We start from the raw sequence: 17,169 nt of genomic DNA, 5'->3' as shown, positions 1-17,169 counted from the left end.
TAGCAAAGTGTAGGTTTCCCCGGAAACAAAAAAACCTGCCCGTTTGGTGAGCAGGTTTTTGGGAAAGCGCTTTGTTTAGGCATGTATCAGCCGGCCCGCTGCACAAGCCCGATATGGTTCAGCTGCGCCCATCTGACCAGGGCGTTGCGCGGCAGAACAGCTAGCCAGTATTTTTCGTTACAGAGGGCCACGTTCAGATGGCTGGACTTCACCACGGTGGGTTGCTCCTGCAGACCGAGGCGCTGCACCGTGGCGGCCCAGTCCTGCTGATTGGCCACCGTCATGTTCATCAGGTGCGGAATAATGGTTAGCGCCTTAGTCTGGTGGTGCAGATATACGTTGCCATTTTTCACCGCTTTCCATGCGCCCGAATTGATATCCGGCTTCTGGTTCAGCTCCCGGATGATATAATCAATACTATCACCCGACAAGGAAGAAAGGTACAGCGGCCCCATTACCGACTTGATGGCCGGGGCATGGCTATTGGTATCTATTGCCCTGACTTAGCAGCACGACTACCGCGGGTCGCGCCAGATGAGCTGGGGATTGGTGGCAGTGGCGGCAAAATCGGGGCAGCGGCCGTCACCGGTACTGTTAGCGCCCATTGCGGCTGAACAGATAACCTGGCCACACGCATCAAACACGTAGCTGGTATTGCCGCCGGTTACCAGATATACGATCTGGTAACGGTAGGTGTACTGGGTCACCTCAGCCGCCGGAGTTTGCTTAGGTTTCTGCTTGAGCTGCTCAATGAGTGTATCGGCAAAGTTGCCGGCACACGAGGGCGCCGCGGCATCGTTGGTGGAAGAACAGGACGTAGCTCCTCCCAGCAGAAGGAGCCACGACAGACAAATAACTATGATGCGGTTCATGTGAGGTACGGCTACAGAGCCGCTGGCTACTTATTGAACGCCGGGCATTGGCTTGGGCGTCCCGAATTCTACACTGGCCTCAATTCCCAGGCTATAGGGGCGGCTTTGGTTGATGGCTCGTTGGTTGGGATGCGCGTTGAGCGTCGTGAAATAGGTTTCGGCTACCGGGCCCACGGACAGGCTCCAGCCTGCCGAAGCCGGCTGATAGCGCACCCCGGCACCACCCCGGCCAGCCACCAGCATCTGCCGGTACGGCGAGTCGGTCGACTTGGCGGTGTAGTTGCGGGCGGCTTCCGGCGAGCCATCCAGCTCCGAGCGGCTGCTGAGTAGCACACTCACCGCTGCCCCAACTTTGGCGTACAACGACAAGCCTGCTTTGCTGGAGCCATACTGCACGCCTACCGGCACAGAGGCCGTACGGTAGCGGTACGACGTAGTGCGGGGCTGTGCCGGAGCGAGGTTGTACGCGGCCGGCCGGCTGAAAATATCGGCGGCCTGAGGGCCCACCTGCTTGCCATCAATGAAGCCATACGTGGTGGCAGAAGTAGCCCGCTGTTCGGCGGCTTCGGCCCCCGTGGTTAATGTCCAGTGCTTGTTGAGGGCGTAGGAAGCCGTAATAGCCACGCGCTGGCTGAAACCGGCCCGCAGGTTGCGGCGGTATTCATCCTCAGCTTCTTCCTGATAGTAGGAGCGCAGGGCGTTGGATACCGGGTCAGCCTTTACGCGGCCATCGGTGCGCGAAAAGTTGATGTTGGGGTTGAAGGCTCCCGCGGCGTAGCTGCCGCCCAGGCGCAGACGCTTCCACAGCTTTGGCGTTTCTTTCTGCTCCTGTTCAGGCACAGCAGCGGCCAGGGCCTCGGTAGCGGCGGGCTGGGGTACGGCCTGCAGCGCGGGCTTCAGTGTATCGGGACGGCCCAGGCCCAACAGGCGGCGCAGGTAAGCAGCCCGCGGAGCCAGCAGGCCGGCCTCCGAGAGAGAGTACGTTTGCAGACCGGCACCACCAGCGTTGGCATTCGTTAGTTGAATGCCTGCGGAGCTGTTTGCGTATTGGTTGTTGGCGTAGCCGGCTTGCGTGTAGCCATACCCGAAACGGCTTCCCTGCGCGACTACAGCCTGCCCGGCATCATTGGTACCATAATAGGCTCCAGCGGCTGAATGAGAACCGGCGTTGCCAGTCTGCGGCACACCGGTACTGCTACCGGCTACTGCCAGCAGCTCCTGCACCGCTGAGGTGCTGGCTGCGGCAGTCATGTCTTCAGCAGTGCGCTGCGAGGCGGTGCTACCGGCAGTTGCGGGCAGCTGCCCGGCGGCGTCACCGGTACCCAGTTGCGAGGCAAAATCCGGAGCAGAGCCCAGCGGCTGAGTCCCCAGATACGCCCAGCTGCCAAAGCCCAGGGCCAGCAACAGACAAGCCGCCGCCACCCAGCGGTGCAGCACCAAGCGGCGGCGGTAGGCCGTGTTTTCCTGCACCACCTGCTCGTGCTGCTGTACTACCAGCTCGTGGTCGAGCTGGTCCCAGAAGCTGGCGCGCGGAGCCACCTCTGCATCGGCGAATTTCTGCCGGAACAGGTGCTCCAGGTCGCCGGTGGGCTGCGGCGGCTGGTGGTTGGAGTTGGTATCGTTAGGAGCGGAAGCTGCCATGGGTGCGGTGCGCGTCGAGACGCTCGACTTTACTTTTCAAAATGGCCCGGGCACGGGAGTATTGTGATTTGCTGGTGCCTTCGGAAATTCCCAGCATCTCGCCGATTTCCTTGTGCCCGTAGCCTTCAATGGCGAACAGGTTGAACACCATGCGGTAGCGAGGGGCCAGTTCCTGAATCAGATTCAGCAGCTCCTCGAAGTTGTAGTTGGAGAGGGTGAATTCCTCGCCGGCCAGGTCTTCGGGATACTCACCTCCGTCGCTGACGGCTACCAGCGGGGCATTGCGGCGGTGCTGGCGAAGAGCGGCATTGACCATAATACGGCGAATCCAGAATTCCAGCGGACACTCCCTACGGAAGCTGCCCAGGTTCTTGAAGACCGTCAGAAACCCTTCCTGCAGCACGTCCTCCGCCTCAAAGGTGGTTTGGGCATAGCGCAGACACACGGTCATCATGCGGCCGGCAAAACGCTCATACAGATATTTCTGCATCAGGCGGCTGCCCGCCAGGCAACCGTCAATCAACTCCAGGTCGGAAAGTTGGGAAGGCGGGGTAAGAGTGCGCACAGGAGCGGATACGGACGACGATAGGGACTCCCGGCGCTCAGTAGCACCGGGCAGCAGGCTACGCAGCCCGCCCCCACCCAACGTGGCCGAGAGGGCGCTCATCGACGGGTCCGACCCTGGCAGGGGTCGGCGTTAGGGTGTTCACCTACGGCTGCTCCTCCGGCAGGAAGGCTGAAACCGTGCAAGTAGGAATGCTGCATACGCTGCAAAGTGGAATAAACTAATCTGGTGGCCGGCCCTGCAGCCGAAACAACCGTTACGCACCCAAGAGGCTGACTGCCCACGGGAGGTTGCACGCGGCAAATGCTTTTTTAGGGAATACAAGATAAGTTTCTCAATGACAGGTTTTTGCCGTTATAGAATTTCGGCTTTCGTAACCTGGCCCGGTCTTACCGTGTAGTTACATGCATTGCGGGCCGAAAGCGGCCTGCGCCTTGTTTTTCGTCTTTCCCAATTCATCTCCTAAACCCACTTTCTATGAAAACGCTCGTGCTGTTTTACTCCACCTATGGCCACGTGTACAAGCTGGCCGAAGCCGTGGCCGAAGGCGCCCGCCAGGTAGCCGACAATGAGGTTATCATCAAGCGTGTGCCCGAAACCCTGCCCAAGGAGCTACTCGACCAGATTGGCGCTACCCAGGCGCAGAAAGCATTTGAGCATATTCCGGTAGCCAAGCCCGAGGAGCTGGATCAGTACGATGCCATCATCATCGGTACGCCCACCCGCTACGGCAATGTGTGCAGTCAGATTCAGGCTTTTCTGGATGGTACAGGGGCGCTGTGGGCGCAGGGTAAGCTGGTAGGTAAAGTAGGCGGGGGCTTCGTGAGCACTGCCACCCAGCACGGCGGCCAAGAAATGACTCTGCGCAGCCTGCACACTGAAATGCTGCACCACGGCCTCGTAATTGTGGGCCTGCCCTACGCCTGGCAGGGCCAGATGGGCCACACCGACGTAACCGGCGGCACGCCCTACGGTGCCAGCACCGTAGCCGGCGGCCAGGGGGAGCGGCAGCCCAGCGGCAATGAGCTGGAAGGCGCCCGTTTCCAGGGCCGCCACACCGCCGAAATTGCCAAGAAGCTGGCAGCGAAGTAGGAGTCAAGAGATAGGAGTTAGGGGCTAGTACTCCACCTGTCATCCAAAGTTCAAAAAGGACCTCACGACGCTAGAACAGATTGTTCTAGCGTCGTGAGGTCCTTTTTTCGTTGCGCAGATAATGAACTGTACCCTAGCTCCTGTCTCCTGACTCCTAGCTTCCACTCTACAGCAGATTATACGCCTTAATCAATGCGTTGAATGAGTCCCGATAGGTGTCGCCGATGGGCAGGAGGCGGCCGGCTACCTGCACCTTACCGCGCTCCACGTGCTCAATGCGGCTCAGCGCCACCAGAAACGACTTATGGATGCGGGCAAACCGCTCGGGCGGCAGCACCTCCTCCACCCGCCGGAACGACTGCAGCGTGAGCACTTTGCCGGTAGCGGTGTAAATCATCAGATACTCTTTCATGCCCTCGATGTAGAGAATATCATCGAAGGCGACACGCTGGAGGCGGTGGTCGTTTTTCACGAACATGGCATCAGGCGCGGTGGGCGTGGCTTCGGGGTGCGCGGGAGCTGCGGCCGGAGCGGCCGTTACGGGCGCGGCGGGCTGCAGCTGCTGGCGGAGTTTCTGCACCGTTTGCACAAACCGCTCGAAGGCAATGGGCTTGAGCAGGTAGTCGGCGGCATTCAACTCGTAGCTACGCACGGCGTACTGGTCGTAGGCAGTGGTGAAGACGATGCGCGGACCGGGCTGGGGCAGCAGCTGCGCCAGCTGCACGCCCGTGAGCCGGGGCATGTGAATATCCAGAAATACCACATCCACGGGGTTATCCTGCAGATAGGCCAGTCCTTGCAGCGCATCGTCAAACTGCGCTGTCAGTTCCAGGCCGGGCACCTGGGCGCAGTAATCGGCCAGCAGGTCCAGGGCCAGGGGCTCATCATCGAGGATAACGCAGGTCATCGGTGAGTTGGTGATTTAGTGAATTGGTGAGTGAGCAGCTTGGCTAGTCAGCAGCCGCGGAAAGATATGCGGGAAGCCTGTCATTCCGAGCGGAGCATGGAACCTCGCGTGCTAATGTTCCAGCGTAATCCTAGCGTCAGCACGCGAGATTCCTCGGCAAGCTCGGAATGACGTTCTGTTGTCTTTACTGCAGCAGCACCAGCGTTACAACGTGCTGGCCGGGGGGCGTTTGCACATCGAGGGCGTAGCGGCCGGGGTAGAGCAGCTCCAGGCGGCGGTGCAGATTCACGAGGCCCACGCCGCCGGGCTGCTTGGGCAGCTCCCGCTCGGCATCGGCGGGGGCCACGTGGTTGAGCACCGTAAAGCGCAGCAGCCCATCGGAGGCCAGCAGCAGGGAAATGTGCACGGCCACGGGCCGGGCCGTCAGGTCGCCGTGCTTGAAGGCGTTTTCTACCAGCGGCAGCAGCAGCAAAGGCGCAATAGGGTGGGCGCAATCGGGGGAGGTGCCTTCCACGTCAAACTGAATGGCATCCTGGGCCGAGGCCGATAGCCGCAGCCGCTGCAAATCCAGGAAGCTGCGCAAATGGGCAATTTCCCGGCTCAGCGGTACGGTATCGGTGCTGCTTTCATACAGCAGGTAGCGCATAATTTCGGCCAGGCGCAGCACCGCCTCCGGGGCTTTATCCGACTTGCGGCTGGTGAGGGAGTAGATGTTGTTGAGCGTGTTGAAGAGGAAGTGCGGGTTAATCTGGGTTTTGAGCATGGCCAGCTCCGTGAGCAGCTGCTGCCGCTCCATTTCGCGGCGGTTGCGCTGGCCCCGCACGTAGTCGCCGGTGATGCGCAGGGCCGAGCTGCTGCCGATGATGAACACGCCCACAATGGCCGAGCTGAAGATGCGGGCCCACACCTCAGTGGTATCGGCGTTGGGTTTGCGGCCGGGTACAATGGTAGTTACCTGCCGGCCCTTGGTGCCCACCGGACGCGTAACGCGGTAGGCCGAAATCTGCACGCCCTTGCGGGAAGTCTGGGCCGTGAGCCAGCCGATGGCAAAGGCGTAGGGCAGCACCAGAAGGGCCGTGAGCAGGCCGTACTGCAGTACCCGGGCCCGCCCGAGGGTGCGCGGCACCAGCCAGCGCCAGGTCAGGTAGAACAGCGTGGCCGCACAGATATCCTCCACCACCAACCGCCCCACCATGGGCCACAGCGGCTGCCACTCGGCCAGGGTGGCCGGGAAGCGCGGCAGCACGTTAATCACGCTGCCCAGCTTGAGGCCATCCAGCAGCACCAGCACCACCCACAGCACCACGTGAATCCAGCGGGGGACGCGCAGGTTTTCCTGGGCCGCCGACCACGTATCGGGGCGGAGCCAAGCGCGCAGGCGCTTGCGCCAGCCGGGGCGGGAGCCAACGGCCTCTTTCGCCGACGATGCTTTTAAGGGAGCGGACAGAACTTCCATCATCGAAAATAGCACGCGGCCGGTCCATTTTGGGCTTTTTTTCAATCAACCCGCCCATTACTGCCCCCAACGCCCACGTTGGTAGCCTTAACCTGCAGCAAGGCTGGGCAAGGGGTTGGAAATGGGGTTTAGTCGAGAAAAACCGTCGTTTCGGGGCCGGGCCGGTGGGTTGGTTGAATTGAGCGAAGAAGATATAGCAGGGCCGCTAGGTTTGCTGCCGTTCTCTCTGTCTTTCTGCGCTATGAAATCAACTACTCCCCTGCTGCTGGAAACCCGCAGCCTGCATTTCCGCTTCGGCCAGCGGCCTATCCTGCACGATGTAAACCTGCAGGTGGAGCCGGGCAGCCTCTACGGTTTCCTGGGGCCGAACGGGGCCGGCAAAAGCACCACCATGCGGCTGCTGCTGGGGCTGTTGCGGCCCGCCAGCGGCTCGGTACACCTGTTCGGCCACGATTTGGCCCGGCACCGGGTGGCTTTGCTGGACCGGGTGGGCGCCCTCATCGAAAACCCTTCGCTCTACGACCACCTCTCGGGCCGCGAAAACGTGGAAGCCACCCGCCGCCTGCGGGGCGTGGCCGCCAGCCGCACGGCCGAGGTACTGGAGCTGGTAGGCCTGACCGATAATGCCCACCGCCCCGCCAAGGAGTATTCCTTGGGCATGCGGCAGCGCCTGGGACTGGCCATTGCCCTGCTCTCCGACCCCGACCTGCTGCTGCTGGATGAGCCCACCAACGGCCTCGACCCCAACGGCATTATTGAGATGCGGGAACTGCTGCAGCGCCTCTGCAAGCAGCACGGCAAAACCATTGTGGTCAGCAGCCACCTCATCAGCGAGATTGAGAAAATGGCCACCCACGTGGGCGTGATTCAGCAGGGCCGGCTGGTGTTCCAGGGCAGCCTGCCCGATTTGCGTCGCCTGCAAACCGGTCGGGCCCGCCTGGTAGTAGAAACCCAGGACGCCGAAAGCTGCCGCAACCTGCTGCCCCGCCTGCTGGCCGGTGCCACCGTGGCGGCTCCCGGCACGCTCTGGCTGCCCTGGCTGAGCCAGGAGCACACTGCCGCCCTGGCCGTGGAGCTGGTAGCCGCCGAGCAGCCGCTGTACGGCCTGCGCCTGGAGCAGCCTACCCTGGAGGACACCTTCCTGCACCTCACCGAAACCCGCGTGGCCGCGGTGTAACGCATTCTTCCTTCTTTCCTCGCGCTGCCTGGAATGCCACTTACCTCCTATCCACTTTTTCCTATGGAAGCTACTCTGCCCTCTACCCTTGCCGATTTTCCGACTTTGTCCGCCGCGCCGGCTCCGCTCCTGCAACTGCAGCGCACCCTGGCCTCCGATACGCTGAAGCTGAAGCGCACGGCTGCGCTGCGGCTCACGCTGCTCAGCGGCGCTTTTCCGGTGCTCATTACGTTCCTGATTTTCTTTTTCAAGGGCGACATCATCATGAAGGCCGGTGGCAGCGCGTGGCCCCGCTTCATCAACGCCAGCTGGCAGACGGCAGGCACCCTGCTGCTGCCGCTGTTTGTGGTGCTGCTCACCAGCCTGGTCGTCAACATCGAAACCAAAGCCACAGCCTGGAAGCACCTGTACGCTCAGCCCGTGGGGCGCGGGGCCGTGTTTCTGTCCAAGCTCCTGCTGATTCTGGCGCTGAATGCCGTGGCCCTGCTGCTGTTTGTGGGCCTACTGCTGGGAGCCGGGATGCTGCTGAGTGTGCTTAAGCCCAAGCTGGGATTTGCACTGTCTACTATTCCTTTTGATACCGTTGTGTGGATGCTGCTGCGCACTTATGTGGCCACCTTGGGGCTGCTGGCGGTACAGTACGTGGTGAGTTTGTTCTGGCGCTCCTTTGTGGTACCGGTGGGCGTGGGCATGGGCGCGGTGGTGGCCACCATTGCCCTGCTGAGCTGGGAGCACGTCGATAAAATTCCCTACGCCGCGCCGCTGGGTACTGCCATGGCTATGAAGATGGGAAAAGGCACCCTCACTGTGGCTCACGAGCTGGCCAAGCACGAGTGGTACTCCCTGGGTTGGTTTGCCGGGGTGCTGGTGCTGGGCTACCTCGTGCTGCTGCGCCGCAACGTGACCAACTAAAATTACCGGCGGCGGCAACGTAACAGCCATTTTCTGGTCCTTGGCGCGCCTTATCCGCGCAGCTTACCCCGCTTTTCAAACGCTTCAGGCGCTACTTTCTACCGTTCGGCAACCTTCGTTTTCTGCGCTGCCGCCGGCCCCCTCTCTTTGCAACTACCTCTTCTTTATTTCTCGATGAAAACTGTTACCCTTCCGCTGCTTCTCACTGGCTTACTGGCTACTCCGATTCTGGCTCAGACTACGCCGCCGGCTGGTGCCCCCACCACGGGTCAGCGCCCGGCCGGGGCTCCGGGCCAGCCGGGCGCGGCGGCACCGGCCCGGCCCATTCTGCCCACGGCACCCAAAGGCACCGGCCGGCTGGAAGGCACCGTGCTGGACGCCGCTACCAAGAAGCCCGTGGAATTTGCCACCATTACGCTGCTCCCGTTGAGCGGCAATACGCCTATTGACGGTGGGGTGTGCGACGAGCGGGGCCGCTTTAAGCTACAGGGCCTGGCCGCCGGCGAGTTCCGGCTGCAGATCAGCTTCATCGGCTACGCCACCCAGACGCGCAACGTCACCATCACCAGCGGGCTGACCACGGTGCCCACCATCAGCTTGGAGGGCACGGCCCAGAAGCTGGGCGAAGTGACGGTAACCGGCGAGCGGGACGTTATCGAGACCAAGCCGGACCGCATTGTGTACAACGCCGAGAAGGACCTGACCAACACCGGCGGCACCGCAGCCGACGTGCTGCGCAAAGTGCCCCTGGTGAACGTGGACCCCGACGGCAACGTGGAGCTGCGCGGCACCAGCAACGTGCGCGTGCTCATCAATAACAAGCCCTCGGGCATTGTGGCCTCGTCGGTGGCCGATGCCATGAAGCAGATTCCGGCCGACCAGATCAAGAGCGTGGAGGTAATTACCACGCCCTCGGCCAAGTACGACGCCGAAGGCACGGGCGGCATCATCAACATCACGCTCAAGAAGAACAACCTGGAGGGCATCAACGGCTCGGTGGGGCTGGCGGCCGGTACGCGCAGCTCCAACAGCAACGCCTCGCTCAACTACCGCAAGGGGAAAGTGGGCCTCACCAGCTCCCTGAGCGGGTTTGCCTTCTACAGCCCCAACCGGAATGACCTGAGCCGTTACCTGAAAGACGGCAGCGGCCAGGAGCGCCTCTCGCTGGAACAGCAGGGCGACGGGAATACTATCGGGGGCGGCGGCTTCGGGCGGCTGGGACTGGACTACGACCCGGCCCAGTATCACAACCTCACGCTGAACGTGCAGGGCAATCTGTTCCGCAACAGCGGCAACTACGACCAGTACAACAACGTGCTGCTGCCGGTAAGCAACGAATTTACCCGCGACACAGAGCGCCGCTTCCGCACTCAGAGCTACGACATGAGCGGCTCGTACACCCGCACCTTCGAGCAGAAGCGCCGGGAGTGGAGCGTGCTGGCCCAGCACACCCGCAACCGCAACGTGCAGGCCTACCACTTGGATCAGTTTGCGGGTAACACTACCGAGAACCTGGCCAAGAACTACCGCGAAGAGTCGGATAACCTCTCGCGCAACCTGGAAACCACGCTCCAGACCGACTACGCCCACCCTTTCTCGGAGACTGCCCTGCTGGAAACCGGGGCCAAAGCTATTCTGCGCCGCGTAAGCAGCGACTATGACGTGTTCAACAGCCCCGCTACGGGCGGCACCCTCGACCCGGTATACAACCCCAGTCGCTCCAACCTGTTCGACTATAACCAGGATGTGCTGTCGGGCTACGGTACCTACGGGTTTTCGGCCAGTAAGAAGGTGAGCCTGAAGCTGGGGGCCCGGGTGGAGAATACGCGCATCAACGGCAACTTCCAGCAACAGCAGAGCGAAAACTCGGCCGTGAAGCAGAACTACACCAACCTGCTGCCCAACCTGAGCCTGAGCTACCAGCCCCAGAACCCTAAGAAACCGGGTCAGACGCTGCGGCTGGCCTACTCCAAGCGCATTCAGCGCCCCCAGATTTTCTACCTGAACCCCTTCCGCAACACCTCCGATACCCTGAACGTGAGCTACGGTAACCCCCAATTGGAGCCCGAGCTAACGGACAGCTACGAAATCAACTACACTACCTTCATCAAGGGCTCGGTGCTGAACATGTCGGCCTACGCCCGGCGCACCGGCAACGCCATTGAGAGCTACCGGTTTGTGGAGAATGGCGTGAACAACCAGACGTTCCGCAACATCGGCCGCAACGCCACCTACGGCGTCAGCCTGTTTGGCTCGGTGAAACCAGTGCCGAAATGGGACGTGAGCGGCAACGTGAACGTGTACTACGTATCCCTGAAAAGCGCAGCGCTGGACCTGAACAACAGCGGCGTGATGTACAACCTGAACCTGAACTCGGGCTACAAATTTGAGAAAGGCCTGAGCCTGCAGTTCTTTGGGGGCCTCAACTCGCCGCGGGTGCAGCTGCAGGGCCGTCAGGCCGCCTGGACGTTCTACTCAATGGGTCTGCGCAAAAACCTACTCAAGGACAAAGCTGACCTGACCCTGAACGCCGACAACTTCCTCTCGGCCACCCGCAACCTGAAATCAACACTGAACACCGACCAGTTCCGCCAGGAAAGTAACAACTACATCTACCTGCGCGGGGTACGCCTGGCCTTCAACTACCGCTTCGGCAAAGTAACCCAGCAAGCCCCCAAACGCCGCCGCAGCATCCAGAACGACGACGTGAAACAAGGCGGCGACGGTAACGGCCAAGGCCAGCAGTAGCCCACGCCCGTCATTGCGAGCCAGAGGCGAAGCAATCCTTCCTTATCTGAGCACAGACCTGCGACCTACTCAAAAGCCCCTGACGCCAGCACGGACGTCAGGGGCTTTCTGCTGCTTTTGGGTTTGGAGCAGGGTGAAGGAAGGATTGCTTCGCTTCGCTCGCAATGACGGCTACAGCTTTCCGTGGTAGCGCAGCAGCTCCAGGAACGCCTCCCGGTAGGTTTCGCCGATGGGCAGCTGGGCACCATGCACCTGCACGCGGTGGCGCTCCACAAACTCCAGGTGGCGCAGGTTGATGAGGTAGGATTTGTGGATGCGGGCAAAGCGGCCGGTGGGCAGCAGCTCTTCCAGCTTGCGGAAGGACTGCAGGGTGAGAATTTTGCCGGTGGCCGTGTAGTACATCAGATATTCCTTCTGCCCCTCGGCGTAATACAGCTCATCGATGGGCACCCGGCGCAGGCGGCTGTCCTGCTTCACAAACAGCGCCTCGCCGGACTCCACGGCTTCCGTAGGTTCCGCTGGGGCCGCAGCTACAGGAGCGGGCTGCAGCGCAGCGCGGGCCCGGTGGGCGGCCTGCACAAACCGCTCGAAGGAAATGGGCTTGAGCAGGTAATCCAGCGCCGGCAGCTCGTAGCTCTGCACGGCATAATCAGGGTGGGCAGTGGTGAAGATGATAAGCGGGCGGGGCGAGGGCAGCAGCTGCGCCAGCTGCAGGCCCGTGAGCCGGGGCATCTGAATATCCAGAAACACCACATCCACGGGGTTATCCTGCAAATAGGCCACGGCCGCCAGTGCCTCCTGGAACTGCCCGCGCAGCTCCAGAAACGGCACCTGCGCGCAGTATTCGGCCAGCACCTTCAGGGCCAGCGGCTCATCATCCACCACCACGCAGCTCATCGGACGACGGGTAACAGCAGATTCCATGCGGGAGGTTTGGGAGAAGGAATGGATTTAACTGAACGACTACAACCAGCCGCTGATTTGTAATGACAGCCGCACGGCGTATTCCTGGGCATTGGCGGTAACAACCAGCGCGTGTTTTTCGGGATAGAGCAGCTCCAGACGACGGCGCAGATTGGCCAGGCCAACCCCACCGGGACCGGCGGCCTCCGGGGCAACCCGGTTGCGCACCAGAAACTGCAGCTGGCCCTCGGGCGTGAGCTCCAGCTTGAGGCGCACGGCGTGAGGACGGGCCGCTAAGTCGCCGTGCTTGAAGGCATTTTCCACCAGGGGCAGCAGCAGCATGGGCGGCAGGCGGCAGGCGTGGTCGGCACCGGGCGGCAGTAGCACTGTGAACTGAATGGCTTCGTCGGCATCTTCGGGGGGCAGGCGCAGGTGCTGCAGCGTGAGGAAGCTTTGCAGGTGGTGGATTTCCCGGGCCAGCGGCACTAGGTCCTCGGAGCTGTCGTAGAGCTGGTAGCGCATCAGTTCGGAGAGGCGCAATACCGCTTCCGGGGCCTGGGGCGAGGCATTGAGCGTGAGGGAATAGATGTTGTTGAGCGTGTTGAACAGGAAGTGCGGGTGCAGCTGGTTTTTGAGCAAAGCCAGCTCGGTACGCAGGTGCTGCTGCTCCAGCTCCCGGCGGTTGTCCCGCTCCCGCAGGTAGTCGCCAGCCAGCCGCAGAAAGAAGCTCAGCGCCAAAATCAGCCCGCCCAGCAACAGGTAATAGCTCTGCAACACCTGCACGTAGAAGCCCAGCGGCTGGTTCTGGCCCTGCACCTTCACTTCCTCGAAATAGTAGCTCACCCCGATGCGCGTGGTGCAAAACGCCCCCAACCCCAGTGCCAGTACTAGCAGATAGGCTCCCAGGCGCCCGCGCCGGAACAGGGCCGGCATGGCAAACCAGTTGAGGTAGAACAGGCCCGAATCGAGGGTATTGGTAACCAGGGCCAGGGGCCAGAAGTGGTCCTTGAGCGGCGGAATGAGCACCCCCTGGTTCAGTAGCCAGCCCTGGGCATCAAAGTATAGTAGCAACGCAAACCACCCCAGGTGCACCCAGGGCAAACGCCGCAGCCACGGGGGCAACTGCCAGGCGGGCCGGCGAGCGGCACGGGCGGGAGAAAAAAACCGGTTCAGAGCGAAGTAAGATAATGGCAGGCTCTGCCGCCTACCCAATGCATTGGCAACATACAACCAGCCGGGCACTTTCGGGCGGGTTTTCAACCAACCTCGTAGCTGGCTTCAATCAATACGTGGCTCCTGCTTACCAGTCGGCACCGGTTTTGCCGGCCGCGCTGCCGGAGTGGTAATTTGGGCTGAATTGCCTGTTGGTTGATGCCGCCTGCAACGTTGGTTGATTTTCTGTGCTCTTGGCTCCAATACTGGCTAGGTTTACGTCGTTGTATTCCCGATTTCTTCGGGCCTCAACTGGTCCCTGATCATATTCTCTTTCCTCTATTTCTATATATGAAGCAATTCATACCGGTGCTTTTACTGGTGACCACTGCTCCCCTGGCCGCGCACGCCCAGGTGTCTGTTACCGTTTCCGCCACTAAAGGACCCGGCCGGCTCACGGGCCGGGTGCTGGATGCCGCCACCCAGAAACCCGTGGAGTACGCTACCGTGGCCCTGCTGCCCGCTACCGGCACGGCCCCGCTGCTGGGCGGCACCGCCGATGCCGACGGCCACTTCGAGCTGCAGAACCTGCCCACTGGCTCGTTTCGGCTGCAAATCAGCTTTGTGGGCTATGGCAGCCTGGTGAAGCCGGTAACTATTACGGCTGAGCCCCAAGACCTGGGCAGCCTCACGCTCACGGCCTCGGCCCAGAACCTGGCCGGCGTAACCGTAACCGGGGAGCGGCCCGTGGTGGAAACCAAGCCCGACCGCCTCGTGTACAACGCCGACCAGGACGCCAGCAACGCCGGCGGCACGGCCGCCGATATTCTGCGCAAAACCCCGCTGGTAAACCTGGATGGCGACGGCAACGTGCAGCTACGTGGCACCAGCAACGTGCGCATCCTCATCAACAACAAGCCCTCGGCCCTGCTGGCCGGCAACCTGGCCGAAGCCCTGAAGCAGATTCCGGCCGACCAGATCAAGGCCATTGAGGTAGTTACGGCTCCCTCGGCCAAATACGACGGTGAGGGCTCGGGCGGGGTTATCAACATTGTGCTCAAAAAGAGCAGTCTGCAGGGTACCAGCGGCAGCGTGGGGGCCAGCGGCGGCAACCGCAACCAGGGCCTCAATGGCAGCCTGAATACCAAGCGCGGCAAGGTAGGCGTGAATACCAAACTCAGCGGGTTCCGCAACCTGTACCCATTCAAAAGCCTCACCGAGCGCACCAGTTTTCTGCCCGGTGGTGGCACCGGCCAACTCACGGAGCGCACCACTTCCCGCAACCAGGGCCAGGGCGGCTACGGACAAGTGGAGCTTACCTACGACCCCTCACCCCTGCACAGCTTCACGGTGAGCGGCAATGGCAACCTGTACCGCAACAGCACACCCCAGGAGCTGTTCAACCAGTACCAGGGCCAGCCCCAGCTGGACACGCTCTATACCCGCGACATTCTTCGCCAGGATGAAAGCCGCAACTTCGACCTGAATGCGGGCTATACGCGCACGTTTGGCGAACAGCAGCCCCGCCGCGAGTGGAGCATACTGGCCCAGCACACCAACAACCGCAGCCGGGGCCAGTACCGCCTCGACCAGTTCCCAACGGCAGAGCTGTTTGGCGGCCCCGTGGAGTACCGGGAAGCCAGCCGTAACTTGGCCCGCAACCTCGAAACCACCTTCCAGACCGATTACACGCATCCGTTTGGGGAAAAGAACACGCTGGAACTCGGGGCCAAGCATATCGGTCGGCGAGTAACCAGCGACTATACGCTGGATACGCTGCTGGTAAGCCGGCAAACCGATTTTGCGCGTAGCGCCCTGCGGTCCAACCGCTTCGACTACACCCAGAACGTGCTGGCCGCGTACAGCACCTACAACTTTTCGGCGGGCAAGAAATACACGTTCAGCCTGGGGGCCCGCCTGGAGCGCACGGATATTGCGGGGGAGTTTCAGAACGAGGCCGGCCGCTTCCAGAACGACTACCTGAACGTACTGCCCAACCTCAGTGCTACCCGTACCCTCAAAAAAGACGGTCAGACGCTCCGTCTGAGTTATTCCCGCCGCATCCAGCGCCCCCAGATTTACTTTCTGAACCCCTACGTCAACCAGGTAACGCCCAGCTCCGTCAGTTTCGGCAACCCCCGCCTGCGGCCCGAAACGGCCGATTTGCTGGAGTTGGGCTACGGTACGTTCGGGGAGAAAAGCTCCTTCAACGCCTCAGCTTTCGTGCGGCGCACGGGCAACTCCATCGAGCGGTTCAGCTCCTACAACCAAGCGTTGGCCCGCAACGAAACCACCTACGGCAACCTGGCCACGGTGTACAACTACGGCGTGAACCTGTACGGCTCCTGGAAACCCCTGAAGGACTGGGACCTGAGTTCCAACCTCAGCGGCGACTACACCCGCCTGTACAGCTCGGTGCTCCAAGGCACTAACAGCCGGGCCAGCCTGTATATGAACGTCAATTCCTCGGTAAAGCTGAGCAAAACGTACTCGGCACAGGGTTACGGCGGTTTCTGGACGGGCGGCGTGCAGCTCCAGACGCGCTACTCGGGCGGCGTGTACTACGGCCTCAGCGCGAAGAAGCTGCTACTGGCCGAAAAAGCCGACCTAACGTTGGGCGTCAACAACTTCCTGGCACCCGGCCGCGAGTTCCGCAGCACCACCACCACCCCCGATTTTGTGAACTACGGCAGCTTCTACTCCTACCAGCGCAGCTTCCGCCTCTCGTTCAACTACCGCTTCGGCAAGCTGGACGCCGGCCAGCGCCAGCGCCGCTCCATCCGCAACGACGACAGCAAAGGCGGCGGCAGCGGCGGCCAGCAGGGCGGATAGACAATGGGGTGATGGGGTAAATGGCAATGAAGTAAAAACGTCATTCCGAGCGAAGCCGAGGAATCTCGCGTGCTGATGTTGGGGTTACTACCACAACGTCAGCACGCGAGATTCCTCGGCTTCGCTCGGAATGACGGTCTATTATCCTCGTCATTTCATCACCCATTCCAGATTTCCCAGGCGGCTTCGGCTTGCAGGCAGAGCATTTCGAAGCCGTTTTTAGCGTGTGCTCCCTGAGCGTGGCCGCGCCGCATGAATTCGGTTTCGCGCGGATTATATACCAGGTCGTAGAGGTAGTGCTGGCTGGTAAGGGCCTCGTACGGGATGGACGGGCACTCCTCGGTGGCGGGAAACGTGCCCAGCGGGGTGGTATTGATGATGAGCTGATGCTCCTGCAGCAGCCGGGGCGTGAGTTCCTGGTACGTCAGCCCCGCCCCCATGGCATTGCGCGACACCACCCAGTAACCAATACCGAGGTCTTTCAGCGCTACTTCCACCGCTTTTGAGGCTCCGCCGCTGCCCAGCACCAGCGCCCGGAACTCGGCCAGGTTGCCTTTAGGCAGAAACGTGCGCAGAGAATCCCGGAAGCCGATGTAGTCGGTGTTGTGCCCCACCAGCCGCCCACCAGCCCGAAACTCGATGACGTTGACGGCCCCGACCCGCGCGGCCGTGGGCGCTACCTCATCCAGAAAGGGCCACACCTGCTCCTTGTACGGAATAGTGACGTTGAGGCCCCGCAGCTCCGGGTGGGCCGCCAGCAACGCCGGCAGCTCGTGTATGGTAGCCAGCTCAAACAGCTCATACCGGTGGTCTTCCAACCCCAGGTTATGAAACTTCTGGGTGAAATAGGTCTGCGAGAAGGAGTGCTTGAGGGAGCGGCCGAGGAGTCCGAATTCGGGCATAACGGAGGAG

14 protein-coding genes are annotated in these 17,169 nt (G+C 61.5%); 5 read left to right on the top strand and 9 right to left on the bottom strand.

The features are described from left to right. Positions 1-86: 86 nt before the first annotated feature. The 4 genes from EI291_RS02130 to EI291_RS02115 all read right to left on the bottom strand — a co-directional run bounded on the left by EI291_RS02130 (position 87) and on the right by EI291_RS02115 (position 3,180). A complete protein-coding gene (locus EI291_RS02130) occupies positions 87-431 on the bottom strand; it encodes a hypothetical protein (protein ID WP_125417613.1) in 345 nt (114 codons plus the stop codon). Between the two features lie 84 nt (positions 432-515). Then, positions 516-872, bottom strand: coding sequence for a DUF6970 domain-containing protein (locus tag EI291_RS02125; RefSeq protein ID WP_125417612.1), 357 nt, complete (start codon positions 870-872; stop codon positions 516-518). A 30-nt stretch (positions 873-902) separates the two neighbouring features. After that, positions 903-2,513 carry an outer membrane beta-barrel protein gene (locus EI291_RS02120; protein ID WP_125417611.1) on the bottom strand — a complete coding sequence of 537 codons (1,611 nt, stop codon included), beginning with the start codon at positions 2,511-2,513 and terminating at the stop codon, positions 903-905. After that, positions 2,494-3,180 carry an RNA polymerase sigma factor gene (locus EI291_RS02115; protein ID WP_125417610.1) on the bottom strand — a complete coding sequence of 229 codons (687 nt, stop codon included), beginning with the start codon at positions 3,178-3,180 and terminating at the stop codon, positions 2,494-2,496. The genes EI291_RS02120 and EI291_RS02115 overlap by 20 nt, the downstream gene beginning before the upstream one ends. A 375-nt stretch (positions 3,181-3,555) precedes the next feature. On the opposite strand from EI291_RS02115, the gene wrbA reads away from it, so the two are divergent. After that, positions 3,556-4,170: an NAD(P)H:quinone oxidoreductase gene (gene wrbA / locus EI291_RS02110; protein WP_125417609.1), complete on the top strand. Its 615-nt coding sequence runs from the start codon at positions 3,556-3,558 to the stop codon at positions 4,168-4,170. Between the two features lie 166 nt (positions 4,171-4,336). Here wrbA and EI291_RS02105 read toward each other — a convergent pair whose 3' ends face one another. Together EI291_RS02105 and EI291_RS02100 are read right to left on the bottom strand one after the other, a co-directional pair. Next, positions 4,337-5,077, bottom strand: a complete 741-nt coding sequence (locus EI291_RS02105) for a LytR/AlgR family response regulator transcription factor (RefSeq protein ID WP_125417608.1) — start codon at positions 5,075-5,077, stop codon at positions 4,337-4,339. Between the two features lie 184 nt (positions 5,078-5,261). Then, entirely contained in the window at positions 5,262-6,536 is a 1,275-nt protein-coding gene (locus EI291_RS02100; RefSeq protein WP_125417607.1) for a sensor histidine kinase, read from the bottom strand. Positions 6,537-6,774: 238 nt separating this feature from the next. On the opposite strand from EI291_RS02100, the gene EI291_RS02095 reads away from it, so the two are divergent. From EI291_RS02095 to EI291_RS02085, 3 genes are all read left to right on the top strand, one after another. After that, on the top strand, positions 6,775-7,710 hold the full coding sequence (locus tag EI291_RS02095; protein WP_240635338.1) for an ABC transporter ATP-binding protein: 936 nt from the start codon (positions 6,775-6,777) through the stop codon (positions 7,708-7,710). Positions 7,711-7,773: 63 nt separating this feature from the next. Next, a complete protein-coding gene (locus EI291_RS02090; RefSeq protein WP_170172464.1) occupies positions 7,774-8,622 on the top strand; it encodes an ABC transporter permease in 849 nt (282 codons plus the stop codon). Between the two features lie 174 nt (positions 8,623-8,796). Further along, positions 8,797-11,370, top strand: coding sequence for an outer membrane beta-barrel family protein (locus EI291_RS02085; RefSeq protein ID WP_125417605.1), 2,574 nt, complete (start codon positions 8,797-8,799; stop codon positions 11,368-11,370). Between the two features lie 171 nt (positions 11,371-11,541). On the opposite strand, the gene EI291_RS02080 is transcribed toward EI291_RS02085, so the two are convergent. Together EI291_RS02080 and EI291_RS02075 are read right to left on the bottom strand one after the other, a co-directional pair. Continuing rightward, positions 11,542-12,294, bottom strand: a complete 753-nt coding sequence (locus EI291_RS02080; protein ID WP_240635337.1) for a LytR/AlgR family response regulator transcription factor — start codon at positions 12,292-12,294, stop codon at positions 11,542-11,544. A 39-nt stretch (positions 12,295-12,333) separates the two neighbouring features. Next, the gene (locus EI291_RS02075; protein ID WP_148103365.1) at positions 12,334-13,395 is read right to left on the bottom strand and encodes a sensor histidine kinase; all 1,062 of its coding nucleotides are present in this window, start codon (positions 13,393-13,395) and stop codon (positions 12,334-12,336) included. 381 nt (positions 13,396-13,776) lie between these two features. On the opposite strand from EI291_RS02075, the gene EI291_RS02070 reads away from it, so the two are divergent. Then, on the top strand, positions 13,777-16,257 hold the full coding sequence (locus EI291_RS02070) for a TonB-dependent receptor domain-containing protein (protein ID WP_170172463.1): 2,481 nt from the start codon (positions 13,777-13,779) through the stop codon (positions 16,255-16,257). 158 nt (positions 16,258-16,415) lie between these two features. Here EI291_RS02070 and EI291_RS02065 read toward each other — a convergent pair whose 3' ends face one another. After that, entirely contained in the window at positions 16,416-17,159 is a 744-nt protein-coding gene (locus EI291_RS02065) for a shikimate dehydrogenase family protein (protein WP_125417602.1), read from the bottom strand. Positions 17,160-17,169: the final 10 nt, after the last annotated feature.

Origin of the sequence: Hymenobacter rigui (assembly GCF_003944715.1) — a bacterium.
GTDB classification, from domain to species: domain Bacteria; phylum Bacteroidota; class Bacteroidia; order Cytophagales; family Hymenobacteraceae; genus Hymenobacter; species Hymenobacter rigui.
This window is presented reverse-complemented; position numbering and strand designations above follow the sequence as displayed.

Bases quoted from the DNA above. Each gene is read 5' to 3' on its own strand.
- EI291_RS02125 (WP_125417612.1), bottom strand. From the start codon at position 872: ATGAACCGCATCATAGTTATTTGTCTGTCGTGGCTCCTTCTGCTGGGA.
- EI291_RS02120 (WP_125417611.1), bottom strand. From the start codon at position 2,513: ATGGCAGCTTCCGCTCCTAACGATACCAACTCCAACCACCAGCCGCCG.
- EI291_RS02115 (WP_125417610.1), bottom strand. From the start codon at position 3,180: ATGAGCGCCCTCTCGGCCACGTTGGGTGGGGGCGGGCTGCGTAGCCTG.
- wrbA (WP_125417609.1), top strand. From the start codon at position 3,556: ATGAAAACGCTCGTGCTGTTTTACTCCACCTATGGCCACGTGTACAAG.
- EI291_RS02105 (WP_125417608.1), bottom strand. From the start codon at position 5,077: ATGACCTGCGTTATCCTCGATGATGAGCCCCTGGCCCTGGACCTGCTG.
- EI291_RS02100 (WP_125417607.1), bottom strand. From the start codon at position 6,536: ATGATGGAAGTTCTGTCCGCTCCCTTAAAAGCATCGTCGGCGAAAGAG.
- EI291_RS02095 (WP_240635338.1), top strand. From the start codon at position 6,775: ATGAAATCAACTACTCCCCTGCTGCTGGAAACCCGCAGCCTGCATTTC.
- EI291_RS02090 (WP_170172464.1), top strand. From the start codon at position 7,774: ATGGAAGCTACTCTGCCCTCTACCCTTGCCGATTTTCCGACTTTGTCC.
- EI291_RS02085 (WP_125417605.1), top strand. From the start codon at position 8,797: ATGAAAACTGTTACCCTTCCGCTGCTTCTCACTGGCTTACTGGCTACT.
- EI291_RS02080 (WP_240635337.1), bottom strand. From the start codon at position 12,294: ATGGAATCTGCTGTTACCCGTCGTCCGATGAGCTGCGTGGTGGTGGAT.
- EI291_RS02070 (WP_170172463.1), top strand. From the start codon at position 13,777: ATGAAGCAATTCATACCGGTGCTTTTACTGGTGACCACTGCTCCCCTG.
- EI291_RS02065 (WP_125417602.1), bottom strand. From the start codon at position 17,159: ATGCCCGAATTCGGACTCCTCGGCCGCTCCCTCAAGCACTCCTTCTCG.